Below are 25658 nucleotides of genomic sequence, written 5' to 3' on the forward strand. Positions count from 1 at the left end.
GATGCGGCGGCAGCGCGGATAATCACGAGCGGCAGGCATCAACGAATCGTTCAGCACGGAGAGCATATGAGTCACGGGGAAACGGTCAGCATCGTGCTGATCGAAGACGACGACGGCCACGCCACGCTCGTCGAGCGCAATCTGCGCCGTGCCGGCATTTCGAACGGGTTCGTGCGTTTTCATGACGGCCAGCAGGCACTCGATTATTTCTTCGGCCCGGCGCCGGCGGACGCCGCCGCGAGTTCTGCTACCGCGCCCGCGGCCAACGCCTACCCGCCCCGCGAAGATCTGATGAATTTCGTCGTGCTGCTCGATCTGAAAATGCCGCGGGTGGACGGCTTCGAGGTTTTGCGGCGTCTGAAAGAGTCGCCGCAGACGGCCGCCGTGCCGGTGATCGTATTGACCACGACCGACGACCCGCGAGAGATCGCGCGCTGCTACGAACTCGGCTGCAACGTCTACATTACCAAGCCGGTCGAATACGATGCGTTCATTGAAGCCGTGCGCCGCCTCGGGTTTTTCCTGCAGGTGGTCAAGCTGCCCTCGGGCCATCGCTTCTCGGGGCCGTGATGGAGGGCCCGCATGAAGGCGGCCGAAAGCCGCTCGTGACAGGATAGACCACTTGCTGACCCTAGCCAGAGAAGACTTCGCATGACCGAAGAAGTGTCCACGCAGCATGCCGCATATGTGCTGGTCGTCGATGACGACGAAGGCATCCTGCGGCTCGCGCGCAAGTCGCTCGAACGCGCCGGCTGCCGGGTCGCGATCTGCGCCGGCGTCGACGCGGCCCGTGAGCGGCTCGCGGGCGGCGGCCCCGATTTGCTGGTGCTCGACTATCAACTCAGTGGACCCGAGACCGGTCTCGACTTCTTTCGCCATTTGCGCGCTGAAGGCGTGCGGATTCCCGCCATTCTCGTGACCGGTTTCACCGACGAGTCGCGTGTCATCGAAGCGTTGCGCGCGGGCGTGTCCGACGTGGTGCCGAAATCGGGCGATTACCTCGACTACCTTCCCGAAGCCGTCGAACGGGTGCTCTCGCAAGTGCGCTTGCAGCGAGCGTCGGACGAGGCCTTGCTGTTGCGCGACCGCGAGCAGCATTACCGCACCTTGTCGGAGGCGTTGCCGCACCTCGTCATGACCTGCAACGCCGCGGGCGACTGCGATTTTCTGTCGAAGCAGTGGTACGACTACACCGGCCTCGCCGAAGGCAGTTCGTATGGTCTTGCCTGGCTCGACGCCGTGCATCCGGACGACCGCGAAGTGATCCGCCGTAGCTGGCTCAAGGCAGTGGCGGGCAACGCCGGCGACTACCGGCACGAGTTGCGGATTCGCCGCCACGACGGCGATTACCGCTGGTTCGACGTCCGCGTGGTGGCGATGCGCGACGCCGAAGGCAACATCGGCAAATGGTTTGGCAGTTGCACCGACATTCATTCGCAACGCGAGGCGATCGAGGAGCGCGAACGGTTGCTCGCGTCGGAACAGGCCGCGCGCCAGACTGCAGAGGAAGCGAATCGCGCCAAAGACCGTTTTCTGGCCATGCTGTCGCACGAATTGCGTACGCCGCTTACGCCGGTGCTCGCTGGCGCCAGCGTGCTGGAGATGATCCCGCATCTCCCCGACCAGGCGCGCGCGAGCGTGCGCATGATCCGCCGCAACGTCGAACTCGAAGCGCGGCTGATCGACGATCTGCTCGACCTTACGCGTGTGGCGAACGGCAAGCTGCGGCTGTCGCTGGAAACCGTCGACGTGCACGACGTGATGGACAGCGTGCTCGAACTGTTTCGCAGCGAGATTCAGGTCAAGCAGCAGGATGTGCACGTCCACAAGAACGCCCGGCATCATTACGTGCTGGCCGATCGCGCCCGGCTGCAGCAGATGCTGTGGAACCTGATTCGCAATGCCGCCAAGTTCACCCCGGACGGCGGCCATATTTATGTGCGCACCCGCGACGAACGCATGCAGGTGCAGATAGCGGTCGAAGATACGGGCATCGGCATCGAGCCGGACCAGATCGGCAAACTCTTCAACGCCTTCGAGCAGGGCAACCAGAACATGACGCGGCAATTCGGCGGGCTCGGCCTCGGGCTTGCCATCACGAAGGCGTTGACCGATGTGCATGGCGGCACGGTGACGGCGCAAAGCCCCGGCGCGCACTGCGGCGCGACCTTCACGATCACCTTGCCGACGGCCATGCCGCCGGAAGCGACTTCACCCGTCGTGGTGCCGGACGAGGTGCATCCGGCCGGTCTGCTGAACATCCTGCTGATCGAAGATCACGTGGACACTGCCGAGGTCATGGCGCAACTGATTCGCAGCCTCGGCCATGAGGTGACGACCGTGGGCCGGGTGGACGACGCGCTGGCCGCGACTCAATCGACGAACTTCGATCTGGTGATCAGCGACGTGGGTCTGCCCGACGGCACCGGCCTCGACTTCATCAAGGCGTTCCGCGAGCACTCGGACGCGCCCGCGGTGGCATTGACCGGCTTCGGCACCGACGAAGACGTGCGTCGCTGCCTCAGTGCCGGCTTTACTTCGCATCTGACCAAGCCAGTCAACTTCGGCCAGCTCGAGACGATGATCGAAGGCGCGGTGAGCCGCAAGGAGAAGGAGGCTTGAGCGATTTGTGCTGCCGGATTGCGCTGCCGGCATCGCCTCACGATATGAATAAGGCCTGTTGCGAGCGGATCGCAACAGGCCTTTTGCTTTTACCGGCGGCTGATTTGCCGGAATGCTTAACGCGGTGAGTTCTTCAACGAATCGCGGATTTCACGCAGCAGCAGAACGTCTTCCGGCGTGGGCGGCGGTTCCGCGGGTGCGGCTTCGGCCGGCTTGCGCAGATTGTTGATGAACTTGACCATCAGGAAAATGATGAACGCGAGAATCAGGAAATTGATCAGCACGGTGATGAACGAGCCATAACCGAATACGGCAACGCCCGCCGTTTGCAAGTCTTTATACGACTCGGGGCTGCCTTTGAAGCTAGGCGGAATCTCCCCGAGACGAATGAACTTGTTGGAAAAATCGAGGCCGCCGGTGGCGAGCCCGACAACCGGCATGATCAGGTCTTTAACAATTGAATTGACGATGGTGGAGAATGCGCCGCCGATAATCACACCGACGGCGAGATCCATCACGTTGCCCTTGAGGGCAAATTCCTTGAATTCCTTGACCATGCTCATAGAGGTTCCTCCCAGAAGTCGATATTCGAATGATACCAACCTGAGAACGATAGGCTAGTCTTTTGGCCGGGAACCGAGGATTGTTTCTTTTATTGAGGAAACAGTGACTCGCTATGCCGCGCGCGTTCTATATGCGCGGCAAATGTGACCGGGTCGGTATTGGTGCCGCACAGCAGAACGCCCACGCGTTTGCCTTGCAGCTGTTCGCGCAACGGGCCGAGCAAGGCGGCGGTGGCGGCGGCGCAGGCCGGTTCGACGGCGAGCTTCAGTTGTCCGAACAAGGTCAGCATGGCCGCGCGCAACTGGTCGTCGGATACCGTGACGAGCTGATCGATATGACGGCGGCACAATTCGTAGCTGTATTCCTCGGTATGCGGCGACATGAGCGAATCGGCAATGCCCTGCATCTTGCCCATCTTGACCGTGTGATTGGCGGCGAAACTCTTGCCCATCACGTCCGCGCCTTCGGGTTCCACGCCATAGAGATGCACATGCGGATTCGCGAGCCGCATGGCGGTCGCGACACCCGCGGCGAGGCCGCCGCCGCCGATCGGCACGATGACCGCTTCGAGATCGGGCGTTTGCGTGGCCCATTCGTAACCGAGCGTGGCCGAACCCAGCACCGTGCGATAGCCGTTGAACGGGTGCACGAAATAGCGGCCTTCTTCAGCCTCGATACGGCGCACCAGTTCGAACGCCTCGGCAATGTTTTCCGCGAACACGATGTCGGCGCGATATTGCCGGCACAGCGCCACGCGCGCCGGATTGGCCGCGCGAAACAGCACGACCTTGGCGCTGATACCGAGCCGCATGGCCGCGTACGCGACCGCCACCGCATGATTGCCGCCCGACACGCAGGTGACGCCCGCGCTGCGTTGGGATTCGTCGAGTGCGAGCAGATTGGTGAAGGCGCCGCGTGCCTTGAAGCTGCCGGCCGCCTGCAACAACTCGAACTTGAAATTCACCAGCGTGCCTTCCAGCGACGGAAAGTCCAGCCTGTCGAAGACCGGCGTTCGAGCCACCCACGGCGCCAACGCAAAATGCTGCGCGGCGATGTCGTCGAGCGTGGGGATCGGCTCGCCGTCGATCGTATGGTCAGTGTGTTGCGGCGCGGCAGTTGACATGGCGTGGGCGTGCGGGGAGCGGTATGTGTAAGACTCTTTTTATGCCGGCCGGTTTCAGTGCGCGTGCGCTTCGACCGACATGCTGTGAATGAATTTCTGCAGGAAGCGCTCGCACGCCACCAGCTGATCCAGCGCGACGAATTCGTTGGCCTTGTGCGCCTGCTCGATGTTGCCGGGGCCGCAGACGATGCTCGGAATGCCCGCCAGCGAGAAGAGGCCGGCTTCCGTGCCGTAAGCGACCTTGCGCTTGTCCTGATCGGCGGTCAATGCGCGCACCAGTTGCGTGATGGCCGCTTGTTCAGACGAATCGAGTCCGGGCGCCGCGGCAATCTTCGTAATCTCGATCGCCGCCGATGGATGCTCGCGCAACATTTTCGGCAGTAGCGTTTCGCGTGCGTATTGATCGATGCGCGCGAAAATCGGCTCGGGGTCGAGCGTGGGCAGATTGCGGAATTCGAACTGGAACCTGCATTCGGCCGGCACGGTATTGATCGCATTGCCGCCCACGATCGTGCTGGTTTGCGCGGTGGTGAACGGCACGTCGTACAGTTCGTCGAACGGACCTTGCTCGCGGAACTGATCGGCCATGTCGCGGATGTAGCAGATCAGACGCGCGGCGTACTCGATCGCGTTCAAGCCCTTCGGCGTGAGCGACGAGTGTGCCGCCTGACCGCGCACGCAGCACTGATAAGCGTTGATGCCCTTGTGCGCCACGATCGGCCGCATGCTGGTCGGCTCGCCGACAATGCAGCCGTCCGGCTTCACGCCGCGCTTGAGCAGATCGGCAATCAGCAGCGGCGCACCTGCGCAGCCCACTTCCTCGTCGAACGAGAGGGCGAAGTGAATCGGCCTGGCGAGCCTCGCGCGCTGCATCTCCGGTACGAGCGCGAGCGCCGCGCCGATGAAGCCTTTCATGTCGCAGGTGCCGCGGCCGTACAGTTTGTCGCCGCGAATTTCCGGCTTGAACGGGTCGCTGTCCCATTGCTGGCCGTCTACGGGTACGACGTCCGTATGGCCCGAGAGCACCACGCCGCCGTTCGTTTCGCCGTCATGGGCGGGAATCGTCGCGAACAGGTTGGCCCATTTGCCGCTTGGGTCGTGCGTGAGCGTGGCCTCGATTCCGACGGCCCGCAACTCGTCGCGCACGGATTCGATCAGGCCCAGATTCGGATTGCGGCTGACCGTGTCCATCGAGACGAGACGCGTGACCCAGGGCAGTGAAACAGGTGAAACGGGATTCGACGTAGAGGCGGGCGATTGGGGCGACTGCGGAGAGGACTGCGCTGATTCAGCGACGTGAGACATGACAAGACTCCGGCATTTGAGTCTTTCGATCATACCCAAAAAAAAGGCCGCCCGTACGCGGCGGCGCGTGTTTGCGCGCCGCAGCATGAACGAAAAACGCCAGACGTGCTTCGTTTTCGCGCTTCGTTTCTTAACGCGGCGCTAGGCCGCCGCGATGCATGGCGTCATCGCGCGGCCACGCTGGCCGCCGTGCCGCGGCTGGGCGTGCCGAGCGCGCGCAAGGTTTCCTTGACTGTGGCGACACGCACCGCGAGATCGGGGCTGCGCGTTTCGATACGCAGCTTGTCCTGGCCTGCGAGCCTGATGTGCTTGTGTTTCTGCACCATCTCGATGATCCGCATCGCGTCGATCGGCGGATTGGGGATGAATTGCAGGCCGATCACGGTTTCGCCGGCATCGATCTTCAGAATGCCCAGCGGTTTCGCCGCGAGCCGCAGGCGATGCGTCTCCACCAGTGCATGCGCTTGCGGCGGCAGCTTGCCGAAGCGGTCGATCAACTCTTCCTGAATGCTGTCGATCGAATCGTTGTGTTCGCAATTAGCCAGCCGCTTGTACAGCGACAGACGCTCCTGCACATCGCCGCAATAGTCCGCGGGGAGAATCGCCGGCGCGTGCAGGTTGATCTCGGTGGTCGCGGCGAGCGGCGAGGTGAGATCCGGCTCCTTGCCTTCCTTGAGCGCCTTCACGGCGTCGTTCAGCATGTCGGTATAGAGCTGGAAGCCGATTTCGTGAATTTCGCCCGACTGTTTGTCGCCGAGCACTTCGCCCGTGCCGCGAATTTCGAGGTCGTGCATGGCCAGATAGAAGCCCGAGCCCAGTTCCTCCATCTGCTGGATCGCTTCGAGGCGGCGTTGTGCCTGTTTGGTCAGCCCTTGCGGATCGTGGACCAGCAGATACGAATAGGCCTGGTGATGCGAACGGCCCACGCGTCCGCGCAACTGATGCAATTGCGCGAGACCGAACTTGTCGGCGCGGTGAATCAGGATGGTGTTGGCGGTCGGCACGTCGATGCCGGTTTCGATAATGGTCGTGCACAGCAATACGTTGGCCCGCTGGGCCACGAAGTCGCGCATCACGCGTTCGAGTTCGCGTTCATGCATCTGTCCATGCGCGACCGCAATGCGCGCTTCGGGCACCAGCGTTTCGAGCATCTGCCGGCGATTCTCGATCGTCTCCACTTCGTTGTGCAGGAAGTAGACCTGGCCGCCGCGTTTCAACTCGCGCAGCATGGCTTCGCGAATCACGCTGTCTTCCTCGCGCCGCACGAAGGTTTTGATCGCGAGGCGCTTTTGCGGCGCGGTGGCGATCACGGAGAAATCGCGCAGGCCTTCGAGCGCCATGCCGAGCGTCCGCGGGATCGGCGTGGCGGTGAGCGTGAGCACGTCCACTTCGGCGCGCAAGGCCTTCAGCGCTTCTTTCTGACGCACGCCGAAACGATGTTCCTCGTCGATGATCACGAGTCCCAGCCGCTTGAATTGCACGTCGGACGAAAGCAGCTTATGCGTGCCGATCACGATATCGACAGTGCCTTCGTTGATCTGGTGGATCGCCGCGTTGACTTCCTTGGTCGACTTGAAGCGCGACAGTTCGGCAATCCGCACCGGCCAGTCGGAGAAGCGATCGGTGAAGGTTTGCGTGTGCTGTTCGGCGAGCAGCGTAGTGGGCGAGAGGAGCGCCACCTGCTTGCCGCCCATGACCGCGATGAAGGCCGCGCGCAACGCGACTTCGGTCTTGCCGAAGCCGACGTCGCCGCATACCAGACGATCCATTGGTTTGCCGCTCGTCATGTCGCCGATCACGGCCGCGATCGCGGCGGCCTGGTCCGGCGTTTCCTCGAAGCCGAAGCTCTCGGCGAACTTCACATAGTCTTTCGGTTCGAGCGCGAACGCGTGGCCTGAACGTGCGGCGCGGCGCGCGTAAAGATTCAGCAACTCGGCTGCGGTGTCGCGAATCTGTTGCGCGGCTTTGCGTTTGGCCTTTTCCCACTGGCCCGAGCCGAGCGAGTGCAGCGGCGCGCTTTCCGGATCGGCGCCGCTATAGCGCGAGATCACGTGCAACTGCGCGACCGGCACATACAGCTTGCTGTCGCCGGCGTATTCGAGGTGCAGGAACTCGGTCTCGCTTTCGCCGAGATCCATCGTGACGAGGCCCATATAACGGCCGATGCCATGTTGCGAATGCACGACCGGATCGCCGAGTTTCAGCTCGGACAGATCGCGCACCATCGAATCGACGTTGCTCGCCTGTTCCTGGCGGCGGCGCCCCGCGCGACGCGCGAGCGGACCGTACAACTCGGTTTCGGTGATGATCGCGATGCCGTCGACGGGGACGGCAAAACCGTTGGCGAGCGGCGCGACGCCCAACGAAAAACGCGAGTCACCAAGGAGCCAGTCCTGGAAACTGTCACTCGATGCCGGTCTCAGATGATTGTCGGCGAGCAGCTGCAACAGCGTTTCGCGCCGGCCCGCGGATTCCGTGGCGAACAGCACGCGGTTCGGCGTGGTGTCGAGATAGACGCGCAAGGCCGCGACCGGATCTTCCGCGTGACGGTCAATTGCCAGGTTCGGCAACGGAGTCGACCAGCCGCCACCCGCGTTGGCGGGCAGCGCGAGCCGCGCGAACGGCTTGGCGAGCGTGAAGAAGTCTTCGTCCGACAGGAACAGACGCTGCGGCTCCAGAATCGGCCGGTCGCGGTCGTGCGAGAGGAAGTTGTAGCGCTGCTTCGTGTCGTTGGTGAAACGCCGGATCGCCGCGTCGAGATCGCCGACGAACGCCAGTTGCGCGCCTTCGGGCAGGTAATGGAACAGCGTGGCCGTGTCGTCGAAGAAGAGCGGCAGATAATATTCGATGCCCGCGGACGGCACGCTGTTGCCGATATCCTTGTAGATCGACGCGCGGCTCGGGTCGCCCTCGAAAGTCTCGCGCCAGCGGCTGCGAAATGCGGTGCGCGCGGCTTCGTCGAAGGGGAATTCGCGGCCCGGCAGCAGGCGCACGTCTTTCACCGGATAGAGGCTGCGCTGCGTGTCCGGGTCGAACGCGCGGATCGAGTCGACCTGGTCGTCGAACAGGTCGATCCGGTAGGGCAAGGGCGAGCCCATCGGATAGAGATCGAGCAGCGAGCCGCGCACGCAGTATTCGCCCGGACGCACCACCTGGCTGACGTGCTCGTAGCCGGCGAGCGTGAGTTGCGACTTGAGTTTCGCTTCGTCGAGGCGCTCGCCCTGCGAGAAGGAAAACGTGTAAGCCGCGAGAAACGAGGCGGGCGGCATGCGGTACAGCGCCGTGGTGGCGGGCACCAGCAGAATGTCGCAACGGCCTTCGCCGAGATCGTGCAGCGTGGCAAGCCGCTCCGAGACCAGATCCTGATGCGGTGAAAAGGTATCGTAAGGCAGCGTTTCCCAGTCGGGCAGCAGCCGTACGCGGGCCTCGGGCGCAAAGAAGCCGATCTCCTGCGCCAGACGTTGCGCGTCGACAGCGCTTTCGCACACGACCGCGAGCAGCGGCACCTTCTCGCGATAGGCGAGATGGTAGCGGGCGATCAGCAGCGCGTCGGACGAGCCGTGCGTGCCGTCGAAGGCGAAACGCTGGCCGGCTTTGACGAGCGCGACGGGCGGGGAGTACTGCGATGATGCGGCGATGTCTGACATAGAAGAGAAAAAGCGGCCTCAGGCTCACACGTGACCGGCAAGTTTACGCGTGTCGGGGCGTGGATGCGAAGGACCTATTATAAAATCCGTCCTTTACTTTGACTTCGCGGCATCCGCACTCGTGACTTCCCGTCTATTTGCCCTGATTCCGTGCGCAGGCACCGGCAGCCGTTCCGGCGCCGCGATGCCCAAACAATATCGCACTGTCGCCGGCCGCGACATGTTGCATTACTCGCTGGCGGCGTTCGACGCCTGCAGCGAGTTTGCACAAACCCTCGTCGTGATCGCCCCCGATGACGCACATTTCGACGCGCGCCGCTTCGGCGGCTTGCGTTTTGCCGTGCGCCGCAGCGGCGGAGCCTCGCGCCAGGCCTCGGTGCTCAACGGCCTGCACGCGCTTGCCGAGTTCGGCGCCCACGACGACGACTGGGTACTCGTGCACGACGCTGCGCGCCCCGGCATCACGCCCGCGCTGATCCGCACGCTGATCGGCGCGCTGAAGGACGACGCGGTAGGCGGCATCATGGCCTTGCCCGTGGCAGACACGCTCAAGCGGATCGACGCGAACTCGGCCGACGGCCGGATTGCCCGCACCGAGGCGCGCGACGGCTTGTGGCAGGCGCAGACGCCGCAGATGTTCCGCATCGGCATGTTGCGCGAGGCGATCCTGCGCGCGCAGGCCGACGGTCACGACCTGACCGACGAAGCGAGCGCGATCGAATGGTTGGGTCATGCGCCGAAACTGGTGCAGGGCAGCTTGCGCAACTTCAAGGTGACTTATCCGGAAGACTTCGATCTGGCCGAAGCCATTCTGAGCCGGCCAGCGGTTTCGTGACCGGCGATTTCAATTTTAACGAGCGGACTTGAGGATTTGACGCATATGGATTTCAGAATTGGGCAAGGGTACGACGTGCATGCGCTGGTGCCGGGACGTCCGTTGATTATCGGTGGCGTGACGATTCCCTATGAGCGCGGCCTGCTCGGCCATTCGGATGCGGACGTGCTGCTGCACGCCATTACCGACGCCCTGTTCGGCGCCGCCGCGATGGGCGACATCGGCCGCCATTTCTCGGATACCGATGCGAAGTTCGCCGGCGCGGATAGCCGGGTTCTGCTGCGCGAATGTTTTGCGCGCGTGACGGCGGCGGGTTTTTCCATCGCCAACGTGGATAGCAGCGTGGTGGCGCAGGCGCCGAAGCTGGCGCCGCATATTGAGGGCATGCGGGCCAATATCGCCGCCGATCTCGCTTTGCCGATCGAGCGCGTCAACGTCAAAGCCAAGACCAACGAGAAGCTCGGCTATCTCGGCCGGGGCGAAGGTATCGAAGCTCAGGCCGCGGTTCTGCTGATCAAAAACTGAGTGGCTCTACAAACGCGCGCAGCGGCGGGAACGGCATTGCACTGCGCGCATTTCTCGATTACTTGCCTTCCGCGGCGATACACTGCGCGGTCGCGTTGATCACCGCGGCGATGCGGCCAACGTCGCGCAATTGGGTTGAACTCATGCCTTCGGCAACCAGCGTGTCGAAATGCGACTTCACGCAAAAATGGCATTTGCCGATGATCGACGCCGCCAACGCATACATCTCGAAGCGCCGCTTGTCCACGCCACCGTGCGACGCATAGGCGTTCATGCGCAGTTGCGCTGGCTGCGACTTCAAATCCGCGCTGCCCGTCATTTCGATGTACGGATACCAGACGTTATTCATACCCATTAGCGCAGCGGCGGTCAGCGCGCCATTGGCTTCTTCCGGGGACAGCACGCCGGCATTGCGGATCGCGTCGACGATCACCGTGCTCTTCGCGGCGAATGCCGCGGCTAGCGCCACCCCGACAGCGTCATTTCCTTCGAGCGACGAGCGCGCAATCGTCCCATCCAGATTCAGCCGGATGTCTTTGGCGTAGTCAGGCACAAGCGCCTTAATCGAAGACAAGAATTCCATTGAGATCTCCTATAAGGTTGTCGATAAAAAAGCCCGCTGCCTGTTCAAGCTTAGCGGGCTTTTGACAGACAGCACGGCTTAGAGCGTTGCGCCGCCGACTGCACGGTTGCAAGGACACAGTTCGTCCGTTTGCAGGCCGTCGAGAATCCGCAGCACTTCTTCCGGATTACGGCCGACGTTCAGGTTGTTCACCGATACGTGCTGGATCGTGTTGTCCGGATCGACGATGAAAGTGGCGCGCAACGCGACGCCCGCTTCCTTGTCACGCACGCCGAGCTGGTCGATCAGCTCGCCTTTCACGTCGCCGAACGCGTAGTGGTTCAGCTTGTCCAGATCCTTGTGCTCACGGCGCCATGCCAGCTTCACGAATTCGTTGTCGACGCTGCCGCCCATCAGCACCGCGTCGCGTTCTTCGAAATCTTTGGCCAGCTTCGCAAACTCGACGATTTCCGTCGGGCACACGAACGTGAAATCCTTCGGGTAGAAATAGATGATCTTCCACTTGCCCGGGAACGACTGCTCCGTGATCTCTTCGAACGCCGAGACGCCGTTTTCCTCATGATGGTTAAAGCCCGGCTTTGCAGCAGTGACGGTGAACGCTTCGACTTTATCGCCAACGGTTTTCATGCGAGTGCTCCTTCGTGTGTTGGAAAAACAGCATGTTGAGGCTACCAGCTCGTCCTGACGAGCGCGTTACGCGTGATTCACTATAACTCTATTAAACTATTAATCCAATAGTTTTTAACTAAATACCAGGATAGTTATTATTCAACGCGACAGACCGTCGCAGAAGGGCGTTGATCCGGTTCCGGTCAGACGCCCTTGGCCAGCGGAAATTCGATGGTAACTTCGAGCCCCGGTCCTGGCGTGCGATTGCGCAAGCGCAACGCACCGCGGTAACGACCCACCAGACGCTGGACGATGGCCATGCCAAGGCCCGTGCCGTTCGCCTGGGTACGGGCCGAATTCACACGATAGAACGGCCGTGTGACAAGCGCCAGTTGGTCTTCCGGAATGCCGGGCCCTTCGTCGACCACGGACAGTTCGACCCGCGAGTGCGACACGCGCGTTTCGAGAATCACGTGCGGAATGCCGTCGCCGTCGCTCAAGCCGTACTTGCGCGCGTTTTCCAGCAGATTGCCGACCACCCGCCGCATGTCGGTCTCGTCCGCCTCGATCACCGCCGAGGGCGCGAGCCGCGTAATCAGCCGCATGCTGTCTTCGCTCTGCATGCGCGCGGCCAGTTCTCCTGCGATCACGGAAAGGTCGACAGGTTCCGGCACGCGCTGCACCGGCCGCGCGTAATCGAGGAACCGGCCGATGATCATGTCCATCTGCTCGATGTCGTCGACCATGGCGTCTTTGGTGGCCTGATCCGACGGGCTCATTTCGGTTTCGAGCCGCAGCCGCGCGAGCGGGGTGCGCAGATCGTGCGAGATGCCCGCGAGCATCAGCGCGCGGTCGGCTTCGAGCTGTTCGAGATCCTGCACCATCTGGTTGAAACTGCGATTGGTTTCGGCGGCCACGCCCATGCCGCGCTCGGGCAGCGGCTCCGGCGACTGCCCCGAGCCGACTTTGCGCGCGGCCATGGCGAGACGCGCGAACGGACGGTTCACCAGACTCGTGATGAAGGCCGCGCCGAACAGCGAGAGCGCCAGCGCGAACACGCCCCAGCCGGCCCATTGCAAACCGGTGGCGTTGTCGAGTTGATCGCGGTCGAGCGCGACCCAGTAGTCGTCGTCGTCGATCTTGAAGCTGATCCATACGCCGGGGATGTCGTTCACGCTTTGCGCGATCACGGTGTCGTCGCCGAGGCGGCCGCGAATGTCGTGTTCGATCAGCCGGTTCAGCGATTCGTCGGGTTGCAGTTTGTACTTGTCGGTGGTTTCGCGCGGGTACACGCGCACGCCTTCATTGCTTTCCAGATCCTGCAGCAGTGCGCGCCGCAAATCGGGATCGGAATAAAGGAGGGCGGTACGCGTGAGCTTGACGATGGCGACGAGCTGCAATGCCACGCGCTGCGCGCGCGGCTCGCGTTCGATCACACGGAAGCTCTGGAACCACGCGGCGAGACTGACTGCGATCAACAGCGCGATCAACAGAAAGGTCCGCCAGAAAAGGCCGCCGAACGCGAGCGTCAGGAGGCGCCGGTCGATCCGCATGGGCCCTTCTTATCTGAAATCAAAGCAGGCAATGGCCTTGCATGAGACCAGAGTAAGCGCTGAAGCGCCAACGCCGGTCGACACTGGAGGCGAGAACAAACTCAGGCTGCACCGTCGGGGATGAACACGTAGCCCAGACCCCACACCGTCTGGATGAAACGCGGGCTGCCCGGATCCGGTTCGATCAGCTTGCGCAGACGCGAGATCTGCACGTCGAGACTGCGGTCGAAGACTTCGTACTCACGACCGCGCGCGAGCTCCATGAGCTTTTCACGCGACAGCGGCTGGCGCGGATGACGCGCGAACACCTTGAGCACCGAGAACTCGCCCGTGGTGAGCGGAATTTCCTGGCCGGCCTTGGTGAGCGTGCGGGTGGCGAGATTTAATGCGAACTCGCCGAACTCGAACACCTCGGTCGTTTCGGACGGTGCGCCCGGCAACTCCGAAGGCGACTGGCGGCGCAGCACCGCGTGGATTCGCGCAACCAGTTCGCGCGGATTGAACGGCTTGGGCAGATAGTCGTCAGCGCCCATTTCGAGTCCGACGATACGATCGACGTCTTCACCCTTGGCCGTGAGCATGATGATCGGCGTACGGTCGTTGCTGCCGCGTAGGCGGCGGCAGATCGACAGGCCGTCTTCGCCGGGCAGCATCAGATCGAGCACCAGTAGATCGAAGCGCTCACGCACCCAGAGCTTGTTCATGGAAGGTGCGTTCTCGGCGACATAGACATTGAAGCCCTGTTCACCGAGGTAGCGGCGCAGCAGATCGCGCAGGCGCGGATCGTCGTCGACGACGAGGATTTTCGAGGGGTTTTTGGTTTCCATGGTCGGCATCTTAGCGCGATTAGAAAGTGGTGCGCGTTTGCATCGTTTACCGGGTTACAGTCAGTTACAAAATTTACCCGCACTGTGGCACGGCGTAAAGCGGGGGCAGGTAGACTCCTTTACTGAATGCGGCTGTTCGGTGGATACTTCACTCGAATAAAACACTCGTACCCGGCCCGTTACCGGGGTTTGCATACGCATTTGAGGTAGCCGGTTGCCGCGCCACGAAGGGAACAACATGAAGGGAGGGGTTTGGCCGAATGTGCGCCTAAGCGTTATTGCACTGGCGGTTGCCGGTACGCTTGCAGGCTCACTGGGACCAACGCTCGCCCATGCCCAGCCTTCCGCCAGCAGAGCTGCGAGCGAGCATGCCCCCAAGTCAGGCAAGCCGAATCGCCGCGACCCCGCCGCCGAACGTCCCGCATCAGACGCGATCTTGCGCACTGCAGTTCCCCCCGATCTCGATCAACGCCGTCGTGATGGCCATATGACGCCCGACGAACGACGTCTGTTACGGCAGCATATCGAAGACGCTGTCCGCGAACTCTATAAGCGGTAGCCATTTTCGTGCCCGTCCCGGCACGTGTTCCACGCTTCTTCCCTGTGCGTGAAAAAATCGTTGCATTTCCAAGGTCAACCTCCCGTCCCGTCTGCCGTTGAGTCGTCAATGCGAACGCGTTGTGCACGCATGGCACGCTCGAATGCCTGTTCCATGACCCCCGTCAATCCGGATGACCGATGATGAGATTGCTCATACGTGGTAATTGCCGCCGTCGGTTCGCAGTATTGGCCGCCGCTTTGGCGGTCGTGACGATCGGTCCGCCGGCCGCCGCGATGCAGTCGGGCGCACTTCATGTCCAGCACCGCAGACACCCTGCGCCGATTGCTGACGGAAGCACGGCTTCAGAACGCGAACAAAGCATTCTCGATGCAGATGATGCGCGCTTCTTCCTGACACGCATCGGCTTCGCGCCGGATAGCGCCGAGCTCGCGCAATACACCGGACTCACGCGGGAGCAGGCCGTCGACAAAGTGCTCGCGAGTACGCGCACCGAGGCGGCCACGCCGCTACCCGACTGGGTTCTCGAACCGGTTCCGACACGCGAAACGCGCAAGGCGTGGACCGACGCTCAGCGTCGCGAAGCGGGGCGATTGCGCGGACAGCGCTACGACTCATTACGCGCGTGGTGGGTGCGCGAGATGCTGGTTACGCAGTCACCGCTCACCGAGCGCATGACGCTGTTCTGGCATAACCATTTCACGTCGGGCCAGGACAAGGTGCCGTATCCGCAGCAGATGGCGCAGCAGAACTTGCTGCTGCGCCGGGACGCGCTCGGCAACTTCGGCGAGCTCCTGCACGACATCGCGAAAGATCCCGCCATGCTGCAATACCTCGATGGCGCGAGCAATCGCAAGGGCAAGCCCAACGAAAATTTCGCCCGTGAGGTGATGGAGCTGTTCACGCTTGGCGAAGGGCATTACACCCAGCGTGATGTGGCGGAGGCCGCGCGTGCATACACCGGATGGAGTCTCGACCCCGACACGCAGGCCTACGTGTGGCGGGCCAACCAGCATGACGACGGCGAGAAGACTGTGCTTGGCGAGAGCGGGCCGTTCGACGGCGATCAGGTGCTCGATATCCTGCTCGCGCGGCCCGAAACCGCCACCTTCGTGACCAGCGGATTGTGGCGCGAATTCGTCTCGGATACGCCGGACCCGTCGAGCATCGCGCCGATCGCGGCGAGGTTCCGCGCGAGCCGCTACGATATCAAGGTCGCGTTGCGCGGCATCTTTCTGAGCGACGCATTCTGGGACGACGGCAATCGCGGCGTCCTCGTGAAGTCGCCGGCTGAGTTCGTGGTCGGCACGCTGCGCGCGTTCGATATCGGCTACGACAACACTGCGCCGTTCGCCTCGCAAATCCGCACGCTCGGCGAGAACCTGTTCTATCCGCCGAACGTCAAAGGATGGCCCCGCGGTACGGCATGGATCAACAGTTCCACGCTGCTCGCCCGCAAGCAATTCGTCGAACAGCTGTTCCGCGCGACCGAGGCTGCCGGCCCGCGGCGCATGGCGAATCCGGCGAACGCGAGGATCGCCGCAAGGGGCACGTCGCCCGACATGCAGACGGGCGCGTCGCTGCAACGCGCAATGGCCCGTGCAGGTCAAGGCGGCAAAGGTGGCGTACGCTTCGACATCGGTACATGGCTCGCGCACTACAACACCGCGCCCACGGCGAGGCCCGGATTGTCGGCCGAGTTGCAGTTGCAGCATGCGGTCCTGCCGCTCGCGCCGGTGGACGCGATCGAAACCGATTCGACCGCGGGCGACTATCTGGAAGCGTTGCTGATGGATCCGGCTTATCAACTGAAGTGAGCGACTGAAATAAGCTCGCGCCGAACGGCGGAAATGAACTTGCCTGTCGACGGCGACACGACTCGCGCCGTGACGATCGAACGAGGTGCAGCATGAAACGACGCAGCTTTCTTTCGATGTGCGCGGCTTCGAGCGCCACACTTTGGCTGCCGCGCGTATTCGGCGCGCAGGCAGCGGCGCCGGGCACGTCTTCGGCGCCGGGCTACGACAACCTGCTGATCCTCATCGAACTGAAGGGTGGCAACGACGGTTTGAATACCGTGATTCCGTTTGCCGATCCTGCGTACTATCAGTTGCGCAAGAACATCGGCATCAAACGCGAGCAGGCGATTCAACTCGACGAGCGCACGGCGCTGCATCCGTCCTTGCAGGCGCTAATGCCGCTGTGGCGCGACCGTCAACTGGCGATCGTGCAGGGCGTGAGCTATACGCAACCGAACCTGTCGCATTTCCGTTCGATCGAGATCTGGGATACCGCGTCGCGTTCGGACCAGTATCTGCGCGAAGGATGGCTCACGCGCGCGTTCGCGCAGGCACCGGTTCCCGCCGGATTTGCCGCCGACGGCGTGGTGATCGGCAGCGCCGAGATGGGGCCGCTCGCGAACGGCGCGCGGGCGATCGCGCTGGTCAATCCGGCGCAGTTCGTAGCCGCTTCGCGGCTCGCCACGCCGGTATCGCTGCACGAACGCAATCCCGAGCTGGCGCATATTCTCGACGTGGAAAACGACATTGTGAAAGCCGCAGACCGGCTGCGTCCCACGCAAGGCCAGGCTCAGCTGAAAACCGTGTTTCCGGGCGAGGCCTTCGGCAGATCGATCAAAGCGGCGATGCAGGTGCTCGCGGCCGGTGATGCGCCGAAGAACGGTCACGGCGTTGCGGTGATCCGCCTGACGCTGAACGGATTCGACACGCATCAGAATCAGCCGGGGCAGCAGGCGGTGCTGCTCAGACAACTGGCCGAAGGCATGGCGTCGATGAAGTCGGCGCTCGTCGAACTCGGCCGCTGGGACGATACGCTGGTGATGACCTATGCCGAGTTCGGCCGGCGTCCGCGTGAGAACCAGAGCAATGGTACCGATCACGGCACCGTGGCGCCGCATTTCGTCATGGGCGGGCGCGTGCGCGGCGGGCTGTATGGCGTGCCGCCGGTGCTGGCGCGGCTCGACGGCAATGGCAACTTGCCGGTGGGCGTCGATTTCCGCCAGCTTTACGCGACGGTGCTTGGGCCTTGGTGGGGACTCGACGCGACGGCGATTCTGCAGCAGCGGTTCGAACCGCTGCCGTTGCTACGCGTTTAACGGCACGCCTGGCTATGCCTTTAACAACGAGCTTGACGACACCCGCCGAACGCGACTGGCGTGACGTGGACGGCCCGTCCGGTCACTTTGCTCGCCACGCGATCCAAAGTTTGCGAATCGGCGTCAACGCGATGCGTTGATGCAGAACGTGATAGCCGTCGCGTTCGATTTCATCGAGCAGCGCCGACGCCAACGCGGCCTGCGCGACGAGCGTGCGCTGCGTACGGCGCTCGCTGCCGGGCACGGCGCCGAGTGCGCTTTGCAACGCGTCGCGTGCGCGCTTCGTCTCGAAGCGCATCAGTTCGGTGAATGCCTCGGTGTATTTTCGATTGATCAGATCCGCGGCGGTCACATTGAAGCGCTGCATTTCGTCGATCGGAATATAGATGCGGCCGTGGCGCGCGTCATGGCCCGTTTCGACCACGAATTGCGCAAGCATCAGCGCCTCGCCGAGCGGCGCGGACCAGATCGACGCCTGCGCGGCATCTTTCGCCGTGGCGCGCGCGACCAGCGACGCGAAAGTGCCGCCCACGCCCTGCACGTAGCGCCGCAGATTCGGGTAGTCGAGGTAACGGGCCTGGTCGAGGTCCATTTCGAAACCGGCGAGCAACGTCTGCAGTGCCGGATACTCGTCCTTCACGTCGGGCAGATACGCCGCCAGCGCCTTGGACACCGGATGCGACGGCGAGTCCGACGCCAGCGCGGCGATTTCGTTTTGCCACCACGCGAGTTTCGTCCGGCCAATGGTCGGATCGCTGGTCTCCTTGACCGTTTCCTCGAACTCCCGGCGCAGCGCGAACAGCGCGGTCAACAGCGGCTGGCTGGCGGCAGGCGCCTGCCGAAGCGCATAGTAAGTACTCGATCCGGGCGGCGCCGCTTTCTGCTGGCAATATTCTTCGAAATTCACGGGATTGGGAATGTGGGGAAGGGCAGGCGAAGAGGGAGCACGTCGTGCGTGCATCAAGCCAAAAATTGTAGCATCGGCGTCGCTTCGACAGATGCCAGGCAGGTGCAGACAAGCGCGAATCAATCGGTTAGAATCTCGCGCTTACGCTTTCGGGCGCGTGTTTGCGGCGCGGCTGACAGTATGCAGGACAACGGGCGGACGCATTGCGTATTGCCCGGCTGCGAGGGTGGCGAAATTGGTAGACGCACCAGGTTTAGGTCCTGACGCCCGCAAGGGTGTAGGGGTTCGAGTCCCCTCCCTCGCACCAAAATACCGTTAAAAATCAAGAGCCTAGAAAATGAGGCTGTTAAAAATCTAGCCGGTTTTTGCCTTGTTTACGCCGGATTTGACAGTAAATTTGCCAGCATCAGCGGCAAACTTCTCAACGGCCCGGTCGCCCGCCAGCTCATCGGCGGACGGCATCCAGCGGCCATACACGCGGGCGATCATCGTCCAGTCAGCGTGCCCCATCTGCTTTGCCACCCACATTGGATGTTCTCCGGCCGACAGCATCATTGATGCGTAGGTATGTCGCGTCTGGTACGGATTGCGATATCGCACGCCAGCGTGCTTCAGTGCCGCGCGCCAGATGCGCCAGATCTGGTGCGAGCCGGAAAATCTCTCGCCGGCTGACGTGCGGAATATCGGACCGTCGAGGTCGACGAGGAACGTCAAAGTCTTTTGCTCGGCGAGCGCCTCGGCGGCCGGTCGCAACAACCGCACGTCGCGCCGGCCGGCGGACGTCTTAGGATACTCAGCGACGCCCTTGGCTTCGCGAGTCAGCGCGCGCCGGACGCGGACGTGACCGCCCACAAAGTCGACGTCTGACCAGTTCAATTCGATCAGCTCCGACGATCGCAACCCTGTCCAGAACGCGAACTGGATGAGATTGCGGTTGCTTCCCTTGAGCTTGCCGAGGATCTCGAGCTGCTCCTCCGGCGAGAAGGGGTCGATATCGTCTTCGGCGGCCCCTTCCGCCGGGCGCTCAGCACGCGCGTATGTGAATCCTGCCAGCGGATTGGATTCGATGATCTCGTCATCGGCCGCGTCGCCTAGCGCCGACCGCATGCAGCTCTGGATGTTAGCGAGGCGCTTGTTCGATACCTTTCGGTCTTTTTTGGCGTCGATCGTGGCCAGCCAATCGCGAATGGTGGCGCGCCTCAGTTCTGACAGGGCCAGCTTCCCGAATTTCGGGATTACCCAGTTGATGACGATGTTTTCGTAGCCCGTATAGGTCGAGGCCTTTATTTCAACTTTCTTTCGGATGAGCCAGTTATCGAAGTACTTCTCGACCGTCATGACGTCGCCCGGACGCTCCGCGAGCGCGGCGGCGTGCCTGGAATCAGGAAACGTCTTCGCATAATCGAACTCGCCTTTATCGATCGCGTGCCGGATCGCGGCGGCGAACTGGTTTAGCTTTCGAGTGTTGGCAGGACAGGGCTTCGCTTTGACGCGTTCCCGGAAGCGCTTGCCTTTGTAGGAGAAGGCGATTTCATAGCTGGAGTCGGAAACGATTGTGACCCCTGTCCCTTTTCTACCCATTCGTCGTATGCCTCAATGTCCATCAATATTTTTTTTGTGCCTGGCTCGTACTTCCAGACTGAGCCTTCTGGCCAGATGCCCTTGCATTTCCGCGTATAAACCGCCGCTGGCGTGAAACCAGTCAGCTCGCAGAACTTGGCGATGGTAACGTAGCGCGCCATGAGCAGCCTTTTACCCTCGGCGGCGCGCACCGGTCGGTGCGCTCGCCATCAATCCAGCGTCGGTTGCTTCGTCAGTCATGATCCGTTGAGCTCCCTCTCGGCGGCCGCGAGCGCAACGTTCAACTCGGCCATCGCTTCATGCGTACCGCCCTTGTCTGGGTGCACTTCGGCGGCGCGCCGGCGGAACGCAATGCGCACGCTGGGCATATCGCGGACGGTCGACGGCACGCCGATCACTTCTCGCCAATGTCGAGCGGCCGCCGGCGGCGGCAGGGCGCTGAAACCGGTGAATGCCCGATCGAGGATCTGTGCGCCGCCGTGCCGGTCGATCGCGCGCATTGCCTCGAGCGTGGCGGCGATCGCCGCAATGTTGTCGGCCACCGTCTCATAGCGATCAATCGCCATCACGCGGCGCACGCCTTTGTTCGTCTCCCAATAGACCGCGGCGCCGTGATCGTCCGGCTCGCGCTGGTCGGACCGCGGCATGCCATCGAGTCGGGTCTTCAGATTTGTCGAGATCACGATGTCGTCGCGCTTGATTCCGAGGCGGTCAAGTTCGACGAGCACACGATCGCATGCGGCGAACACCGTGATCCACCGTCCGTCATGCTTAAACCGGCCGTTTTTTTGGAGGTAGGATTTCGTGCGCGGCCAGCCTTCGGGCCATTGAAGAGGGTATGCGGCAATCATTCGGAATATCCCTTCAGGTCATCCAGCGCCTCTATCATCGCAACGACGTCCCCGCTCGCGGCGGCGCGCGTGGCCCGATCAAGTGAGGCTCGAATCAACATGGCGCCGATGGCGCTGGCGGGACCGATCTCGACGTAGTGGCCCAGGATGACGGTTACGCGCGCGATCTCGTCCGGCAGCACGTCGCCGAGAGTTCTAATTTCGCTCATGTGATCGCTCCAAGGTCATGCATCTGGCGCAGCTGCGCGGCGACGTCGGACGGCACGTCGAAGAATCCGAGCGCTCCTTTGCATTCGAGGAACGGGAGCGGCCTGGCATCGGCGATCTGGAAGCCGAACTGGTCGCCCATGTGCCAAGGTGAGACTTTTTGTGCGCCCGGAAGGCAGCCGGTGATGGTGGCCACACCGACGATGCCGCCGCGCGCAGCTTTAGCCATGTCCGCTAGCGGCAGAGGATCGATTGGGCTGATCATTGCGATGAAGTGAGCCGCGTCTTCAAACTCTGCGCGCGTCATACCCTTGCCCGCATGGATCAGCACGCGGCCGCGGAAGCGCGTCGGCCATGTACGGTTCTCGATGTCTTTATGGCCGTTGACGATAAGCCACGCCCACGGCTGACGGATGGACAGGGCTTTCATAGCTTGATCTTGGCGTAGTCGGTCTTGACCGTGAGGCGTGTGGAGTGGTGGTACTGGTGGACGATCCGAACACCGTTCCAGATATCGAGGCTGCGCCCGGCTTCGTTCGCCTCGTTCAGCGCGCCGTTGTAATACGATCCACCCAGCCGAGCGAGGATCTCGGCGATGATCTCCGGACTGTCCTGCAACCTATGCAGCAGGTCGTGATTGACCTCGATGAGGGTTCGAATGCTCATAATTTCCTCGGTGAGACTAACGCATGTCGTCGAGCGCCAATTGGCTGCCCGGCACGACTACTTCGGATGCTTTAACCATGGAGAGCTCGAGATCTGGCTCCGCCCCGGCGATATAGAGCATGCGACGACCTTTGAAATCGCGATTGCATGAAATAGATTCGCGCATGAGCTTGAGTACCTGCATCGCTTTATCGGCATCGAGTAGGTAATGTTCGAAGCCAATTCGGATGCATGCGATATCGCGGCTCGAGGGCCTCTTCGTTCTCGTTGCCATTTCAGAGGACCTCCGGGAATTCGTCGTGCGAGCGGCCGTCGAGCTTGCGCCCAGCCGCGCGCTTGCCGATTCGGCGGACAGTGCTGCCATCTTCGAATTGGTGATGGGCACCGACACCGGCGACCTCGCTGACCGACACCCACTCGCCGTTCTGCTTGAACAGGAACGGCACTTGTGCGGCTGCGCACTGGTTGCGCAGCGATCGCACCCATTGCGGATGCATAGGCCGGGCCGCCGGACCGCTTTCGCCGCCGACGATCACCCACGAGATAGCCTTTCCTAATGGTTCCGGTGGAACCGCGAAACGCTGCGACGTATACACGACCTGTCCGCGCAGCGCGTCCAAATCAGATTCGTCGCCGTGCAAAAGCCGCGTAAGGTTGACCGGGCCAAGCAGCGGTTCCATTGAGAGAAAGCGAACCCGCGCGGGAATTGACAGAAGCTTCCGAATGTCGCGGTCCGCTTCTTCCTGATTGACGATCGTCGCGCCGAGCCAGACGTTGTTCGGCGGCATGCCGGCAAGCCAATCATGCGCAACGCAATGACCCCAATGTTCCGATTTGCTCTCGACGTGTGACAGGCCGTCTTCGCGATCGCCAGTCGAAGTGAGCTGTCTCAGTAGATGCTCTGCATTTCCGATGCGCTTCGTCAATAGAAGCCAATCGAGATCCGGAGTCCGAGCGATCAGGTCCAGCAGATCGGAGCGCCATCCGTCCGGCACCGCATTATCGAAGACGTCGGCGAGCGACGCGCAGAAGACACGCTGCCGGCGGCCGTGGTCGGCGAAGAAAGCACGGTGGTTCGCGTTCCACTGGAGCGGCTTGCGCCAGTTAGCGGCCGACGTGCGGCGCCGCAGGGCACCGGGCCCCCAGTTGATCGCTGTACCGCCGGCGAAACGCGCATTGCGGGCCTCGGCATAGCAGTGGTCGCAGCCGGGGCTCACTTTCTGGCAACCTTCCCATGGGTTGAAAGTGTGGTCGGTCCACTCGATGTTGCTATTCGCGCTCATGCTACGATTCCTCCGAAAAACGGGGAGATAAGATGATTCGCGTTGTGAACAGGTACGTTGCTTTGGTAATGGCGGCAATTGTTGGAATGTTGCTCTACGATCGAATTGACTGGGCGAAGCTCGATGCAGCGTCGATCGCAGCTTGGGTGCAGGCCGTGGGCTCGATAATCGCAATCGTCATTGCCGTTGCTGTTCCCATGGTTCAACAGAAGCGCGACCGTGAACTCCGCGCACAAACCGAGAAAGAAATCGCAGGTCGACAAGGCCTTATCCTTGTGTCCATTGCCGCCCGCGTAGAGCGCGCGGTTCAGCGCGCGATCGCCGATTTCACGCAGGGCGTGGGCAATGATCATATGGACACAGGCGAGATCGATGAACTGCTCACCCGATTGACCGACGCTCAACAAACGGCGCATGGAATAGCCGCACAACGACTCGTCTTCCAGATGCATGAGTTGGCGCGGCGCGTGCGAGTGCAAGTTACGACGCATCCATTCGAACGGAACGATTATTGGACGGCGGAGTTTCGGATGTGGCAAAACAACGCGCGTGATGCGATATCGAAGGCAATGGCAATGATGGTGAATTAATCTGACGCATTGCCGCACTTGCCCCATCAGCTTGTGGCGGCTCAGCACTGCGTTGGTATACCTGGTCATGCTTCGCCTCGCGCTTGCTTGACCGCGTTGGAGATAGCCACCATGTCCGGCCAGTATTTGCTTTTGGACGGCCTAAAGTTTGGATCGGTGATGATGAGCTGCGCGAAAAGGCCGTCGATCGCGGCGTGCGCTTTTTCGAGCAGCTCCAAATGATCGCCGGACGTCGCTGGCGGCTGAGGCACATACGGACCGTGCAGCGTGAGCGTGCTGAGGAAGCGGTCTGGTGCCAGCTCGTGATCGATCGCCAGGCAGAAGACGCGGCCGCCCTGCGAGACGAGCGGCACCAACAGGTCTGGATTCTTCGTATCGCCGCCGATATAGACGCCTTCCTTACCGAGCATCGCGCGGACCTGCGGCTGCAGCAGGTCGATCTCTTCGGCTTGGCCAATGAGGATTGGATTGTTCACTGTTTGCTCTCCGGTGCACTGTGGACGCGGCCTTCGTTGTTCGCGATGAATTCCTTCAAGGCGACCAACATGTCTGCGCGTTCCGCATTGCTGATGTAGTTCATTCGGCCGCCGTCGCCGTCGAGTGGGAATATGAAGAGCGCGAAGCCGTATCCCTTGAAAATATTGGCCATGACGGCGGCGACGTCGTTCATCGACTTCCGGTGCTGCGGCTCGATTTCCCGGTGGTCACTCATGATGTCGTTCACTTAACCGAGATATCAGGGACGATGTGCCGCGTGGCGACGCTGGAAGAAGGCCGGTCTCACGCGGTTGATCGGGAAGATCTCCGGGCGGGATGCGTGGACGGTCATTCCGACGAAGGGTGCCGACAAGCTCGCCGCGCCGCGCCTGATGGTCGTGTATCCGGATACGTCGCGCAAAGCAAACCGGGCGGCCTCGAGTGGTGACGTTCCGGTCGCGCGTTTCAACCCGAATCTCTTCAAGGATGACCTCGCCGGACAGCTGCAGCTCGCCGAGCCGGGAAAGCTGTATGTGCATTTTCCGCACGCGTTGCGCTCGCAGGAGCAGCCACACGTGTGGTTCGAGCAGCTCACGTCCGAAACGCGCACGAAGAACGGCGGTTGGGAAAAGAGCGCCGCCGGTCGCCGCAACGAAGCACTCGACCTGATGGTGCTGACGCACATGCTCGCGCAATTGCATGGTCTGAACCGCATTTCGTGGGACAAGCCGCCCTCCTGGGCAAAGCCGTGGGACACCAACTCGTCCCTCGTCGCGGTGAGCACGGCTTCGACAAGCCCCGGCTCAACCGGATCCACGTCGTCGACGGCGCCGCAAAGCGCGCCGCGCGAGAAGAAAAAGTCAGCAGTTCACCGGTACCGATAAACATGGCCACAAACGATCTCTGTTCGCCGCTGTACGGCATGACCGATGCGCAGCTGCAGGCCGCGCTCGCGGCCGCGCAGCAGGCGTATATCGATCTGCGCACGGGAGACAAGGCCGTGACGGTGGCATACGCGCAGGGTGATGGGTCGCGGAGCGTCACATTCCAGACCACGAACCTTGCCGCGGTCCGGATGTTTATAAGTGACCTGCAGGCAGCTCTCAACCCGGGCGTGAAGATGTGCAAGCGCCGTCGCATGGTTCCGTTGTTCTGATGAGCAGCGCAACCACATTGGTCGACGCGAGCGGCCGGCCGCTGCGCGCGCGCGCGAATACCGGCGCCGGTCC

The 25658-nt window shown here is 62.2% G+C and carries 28 protein-coding genes and 1 tRNA gene; 11 read left to right on the forward strand and 18 right to left on the reverse strand.

Going from position 1 to position 25658, the window contains the following annotated elements:
• Positions 1–66: 66 nt before the first annotated feature.
• Together PDMSB3_RS09080 and PDMSB3_RS09085 are read left to right on the forward strand one after the other, a co-directional pair.
• On the forward strand, positions 67–570 hold the full coding sequence (locus PDMSB3_RS09080; RefSeq protein ID WP_007182030.1) for a response regulator: 504 nt from the start codon (positions 67–69) through the stop codon (positions 568–570).
• An 81-nt stretch (positions 571–651) separates the two neighbouring features.
• A complete protein-coding gene (locus PDMSB3_RS09085) occupies positions 652–2622 on the forward strand; it encodes a hybrid sensor histidine kinase/response regulator (RefSeq protein ID WP_007182029.1) in 1971 nt (656 codons plus the stop codon).
• 116 nt (positions 2623–2738) lie between these two features.
• On the opposite strand, the gene mscL is transcribed toward PDMSB3_RS09085, so the two are convergent.
• The 4 genes from mscL to mfd all read right to left on the reverse strand — a co-directional run bounded on the left by mscL (position 2739) and on the right by mfd (position 9261).
• Positions 2739–3185, reverse strand: coding sequence for a large conductance mechanosensitive channel protein MscL (gene mscL / locus PDMSB3_RS09090; protein WP_007182028.1), 447 nt, complete (start codon positions 3183–3185; stop codon positions 2739–2741).
• Positions 3186–3274: 89 nt separating this feature from the next.
• Positions 3275–4309, reverse strand: coding sequence for a pyridoxal-phosphate dependent enzyme (locus PDMSB3_RS09095; protein ID WP_007182027.1), 1035 nt, complete (start codon positions 4307–4309; stop codon positions 3275–3277).
• 54 nt (positions 4310–4363) lie between these two features.
• Positions 4364–5614 (reverse strand): acetylornithine deacetylase, encoded by a 1251-nt coding sequence (gene argE / locus PDMSB3_RS09100; RefSeq protein ID WP_007182026.1) that lies wholly within the window; start codon positions 5612–5614, stop codon positions 4364–4366.
• Between the two features lie 164 nt (positions 5615–5778).
• A complete protein-coding gene (mfd, locus tag PDMSB3_RS09105; RefSeq protein WP_165185841.1) occupies positions 5779–9261 on the reverse strand; it encodes a transcription-repair coupling factor in 3483 nt (1160 codons plus the stop codon).
• A gap of 121 nt (positions 9262–9382) precedes the next feature.
• Here mfd and ispD point away from each other — a divergent pair, with 121 nt between their 5' ends.
• Both ispD and ispF read left to right on the forward strand, forming a co-directional pair.
• Complete coding sequence (ispD, locus tag PDMSB3_RS09110) at positions 9383–10096, forward strand: 2-C-methyl-D-erythritol 4-phosphate cytidylyltransferase (RefSeq protein ID WP_007182024.1); 714 nt, start codon at positions 9383–9385, stop codon at positions 10094–10096.
• 45 nt (positions 10097–10141) lie between these two features.
• Entirely contained in the window at positions 10142–10621 is a 480-nt protein-coding gene (gene ispF, locus PDMSB3_RS09115; RefSeq protein ID WP_007182023.1) for a 2-C-methyl-D-erythritol 2,4-cyclodiphosphate synthase, read from the forward strand.
• 58 nt (positions 10622–10679) lie between these two features.
• On the opposite strand, the gene PDMSB3_RS09120 is transcribed toward ispF, so the two are convergent.
• From PDMSB3_RS09120 to ompR, 4 genes are all read right to left on the reverse strand, one after another.
• Positions 10680–11204: a carboxymuconolactone decarboxylase family protein gene (locus PDMSB3_RS09120; protein WP_007182022.1), complete on the reverse strand. Its 525-nt coding sequence runs from the start codon at positions 11202–11204 to the stop codon at positions 10680–10682.
• A 78-nt stretch (positions 11205–11282) separates the two neighbouring features.
• Positions 11283–11831 (reverse strand): peroxiredoxin, encoded by a 549-nt coding sequence (locus PDMSB3_RS09125; RefSeq protein ID WP_007182021.1) that lies wholly within the window; start codon positions 11829–11831, stop codon positions 11283–11285.
• A 185-nt stretch (positions 11832–12016) separates the two neighbouring features.
• Positions 12017–13366: an ATP-binding protein gene (locus PDMSB3_RS09130; RefSeq protein WP_007182020.1), complete on the reverse strand. Its 1350-nt coding sequence runs from the start codon at positions 13364–13366 to the stop codon at positions 12017–12019.
• 101 nt (positions 13367–13467) lie between these two features.
• On the reverse strand, positions 13468–14202 hold the full coding sequence (gene ompR, locus PDMSB3_RS09135) for an osmolarity response regulator transcription factor OmpR (protein ID WP_006048917.1): 735 nt from the start codon (positions 14200–14202) through the stop codon (positions 13468–13470).
• 229 nt (positions 14203–14431) lie between these two features.
• Here ompR and PDMSB3_RS37820 point away from each other — a divergent pair, with 229 nt between their 5' ends.
• The 3 genes from PDMSB3_RS37820 to PDMSB3_RS09150 all read left to right on the forward strand — a co-directional run bounded on the left by PDMSB3_RS37820 (position 14432) and on the right by PDMSB3_RS09150 (position 17867).
• Positions 14432–14752 carry a hypothetical protein gene (locus PDMSB3_RS37820; RefSeq protein ID WP_007182019.1) on the forward strand — a complete coding sequence of 107 codons (321 nt, stop codon included), beginning with the start codon at positions 14432–14434 and terminating at the stop codon, positions 14750–14752.
• 182 nt (positions 14753–14934) lie between these two features.
• Positions 14935–16569 carry a DUF1800 domain-containing protein gene (locus PDMSB3_RS09145; protein WP_232064253.1) on the forward strand — a complete coding sequence of 545 codons (1635 nt, stop codon included), beginning with the start codon at positions 14935–14937 and terminating at the stop codon, positions 16567–16569.
• 92 nt (positions 16570–16661) lie between these two features.
• Complete coding sequence (locus PDMSB3_RS09150) at positions 16662–17867, forward strand: DUF1501 domain-containing protein (RefSeq protein WP_007182017.1); 1206 nt, start codon at positions 16662–16664, stop codon at positions 17865–17867.
• 82 nt (positions 17868–17949) lie between these two features.
• Here PDMSB3_RS09150 and PDMSB3_RS09155 read toward each other — a convergent pair whose 3' ends face one another.
• Positions 17950–18774: a squalene/phytoene synthase family protein gene (locus PDMSB3_RS09155; RefSeq protein WP_035518143.1), complete on the reverse strand. Its 825-nt coding sequence runs from the start codon at positions 18772–18774 to the stop codon at positions 17950–17952.
• Between the two features lie 220 nt (positions 18775–18994).
• On the opposite strand from PDMSB3_RS09155, the gene PDMSB3_RS09160 reads away from it, so the two are divergent.
• Positions 18995–19081 (forward strand) — tRNA-Leu (locus tag PDMSB3_RS09160).
• A gap of 47 nt (positions 19082–19128) precedes the next feature.
• On the opposite strand, the gene PDMSB3_RS09165 is transcribed toward PDMSB3_RS09160, so the two are convergent.
• The 7 genes from PDMSB3_RS09165 to PDMSB3_RS09195 all read right to left on the reverse strand — a co-directional run bounded on the left by PDMSB3_RS09165 (position 19129) and on the right by PDMSB3_RS09195 (position 23362).
• Positions 19129–20355, reverse strand: coding sequence for a site-specific integrase (locus PDMSB3_RS09165; protein WP_165185843.1), 1227 nt, complete (start codon positions 20353–20355; stop codon positions 19129–19131).
• 236 nt (positions 20356–20591) lie between these two features.
• Complete coding sequence (locus tag PDMSB3_RS09170) at positions 20592–21206, reverse strand: J domain-containing protein (protein ID WP_165185846.1); 615 nt, start codon at positions 21204–21206, stop codon at positions 20592–20594.
• Positions 21203–21415, reverse strand: coding sequence for a hypothetical protein (locus PDMSB3_RS09175; protein ID WP_165185848.1), 213 nt, complete (start codon positions 21413–21415; stop codon positions 21203–21205). The genes PDMSB3_RS09170 and PDMSB3_RS09175 overlap by 4 nt, the downstream gene beginning before the upstream one ends.
• On the reverse strand, positions 21412–21843 hold the full coding sequence (locus PDMSB3_RS09180) for an ASCH domain-containing protein (RefSeq protein ID WP_165185851.1): 432 nt from the start codon (positions 21841–21843) through the stop codon (positions 21412–21414). Before PDMSB3_RS09180 ends, PDMSB3_RS09175 begins: the two co-directional genes overlap by 4 nt.
• Entirely contained in the window at positions 21840–22079 is a 240-nt protein-coding gene (locus tag PDMSB3_RS09185; RefSeq protein ID WP_165185854.1) for a hypothetical protein, read from the reverse strand. The genes PDMSB3_RS09180 and PDMSB3_RS09185 overlap by 4 nt, the downstream gene beginning before the upstream one ends.
• 16 nt (positions 22080–22095) lie before the next feature.
• Entirely contained in the window at positions 22096–22353 is a 258-nt protein-coding gene (locus PDMSB3_RS09190) for a hypothetical protein (protein WP_165185857.1), read from the reverse strand.
• 1 nt (position 22354) lies between these two features.
• Positions 22355–23362, reverse strand: a complete 1008-nt coding sequence (locus PDMSB3_RS09195; RefSeq protein WP_165185859.1) for a phage Gp37/Gp68 family protein — start codon at positions 23360–23362, stop codon at positions 22355–22357.
• Positions 23363–23394: 32 nt separating this feature from the next.
• Between PDMSB3_RS09195 and PDMSB3_RS09200 the strand changes: the two genes are divergently transcribed.
• Positions 23395–23952 carry a hypothetical protein gene (locus PDMSB3_RS09200; RefSeq protein ID WP_165185861.1) on the forward strand — a complete coding sequence of 186 codons (558 nt, stop codon included), beginning with the start codon at positions 23395–23397 and terminating at the stop codon, positions 23950–23952.
• Between the two features lie 65 nt (positions 23953–24017).
• Here the strand turns inward: PDMSB3_RS09200 and PDMSB3_RS09205 are convergent, their stop codons facing one another.
• Both PDMSB3_RS09205 and PDMSB3_RS09210 read right to left on the reverse strand, forming a co-directional pair.
• Positions 24018–24428, reverse strand: coding sequence for a hypothetical protein (locus PDMSB3_RS09205; protein ID WP_165185863.1), 411 nt, complete (start codon positions 24426–24428; stop codon positions 24018–24020).
• Positions 24425–24676 (reverse strand): hypothetical protein, encoded by a 252-nt coding sequence (locus tag PDMSB3_RS09210; protein WP_165185866.1) that lies wholly within the window; start codon positions 24674–24676, stop codon positions 24425–24427. Before PDMSB3_RS09210 ends, PDMSB3_RS09205 begins: the two co-directional genes overlap by 4 nt.
• 64 nt (positions 24677–24740) lie before the next feature.
• Here PDMSB3_RS09210 and PDMSB3_RS09215 point away from each other — a divergent pair, with 64 nt between their 5' ends.
• Together PDMSB3_RS09215 and gpW are read left to right on the forward strand one after the other, a co-directional pair.
• Complete coding sequence (locus PDMSB3_RS09215) at positions 24741–25313, forward strand: terminase gpA endonuclease subunit (protein WP_232064150.1); 573 nt, start codon at positions 24741–24743, stop codon at positions 25311–25313.
• Between the two features lie 2 nt (positions 25314–25315).
• The gene (gpW, locus tag PDMSB3_RS09220) at positions 25316–25585 is read left to right on the forward strand and encodes a gpW family head-tail joining protein (protein ID WP_165185869.1); all 270 of its coding nucleotides are present in this window, start codon (positions 25316–25318) and stop codon (positions 25583–25585) included.
• Positions 25586–25658 lie beyond the last annotated feature (73 nt).

The organism is Paraburkholderia dioscoreae (assembly GCF_902459535.1).
Lineage (GTDB): Bacteria > Pseudomonadota > Gammaproteobacteria > Burkholderiales > Burkholderiaceae > Paraburkholderia > Paraburkholderia dioscoreae.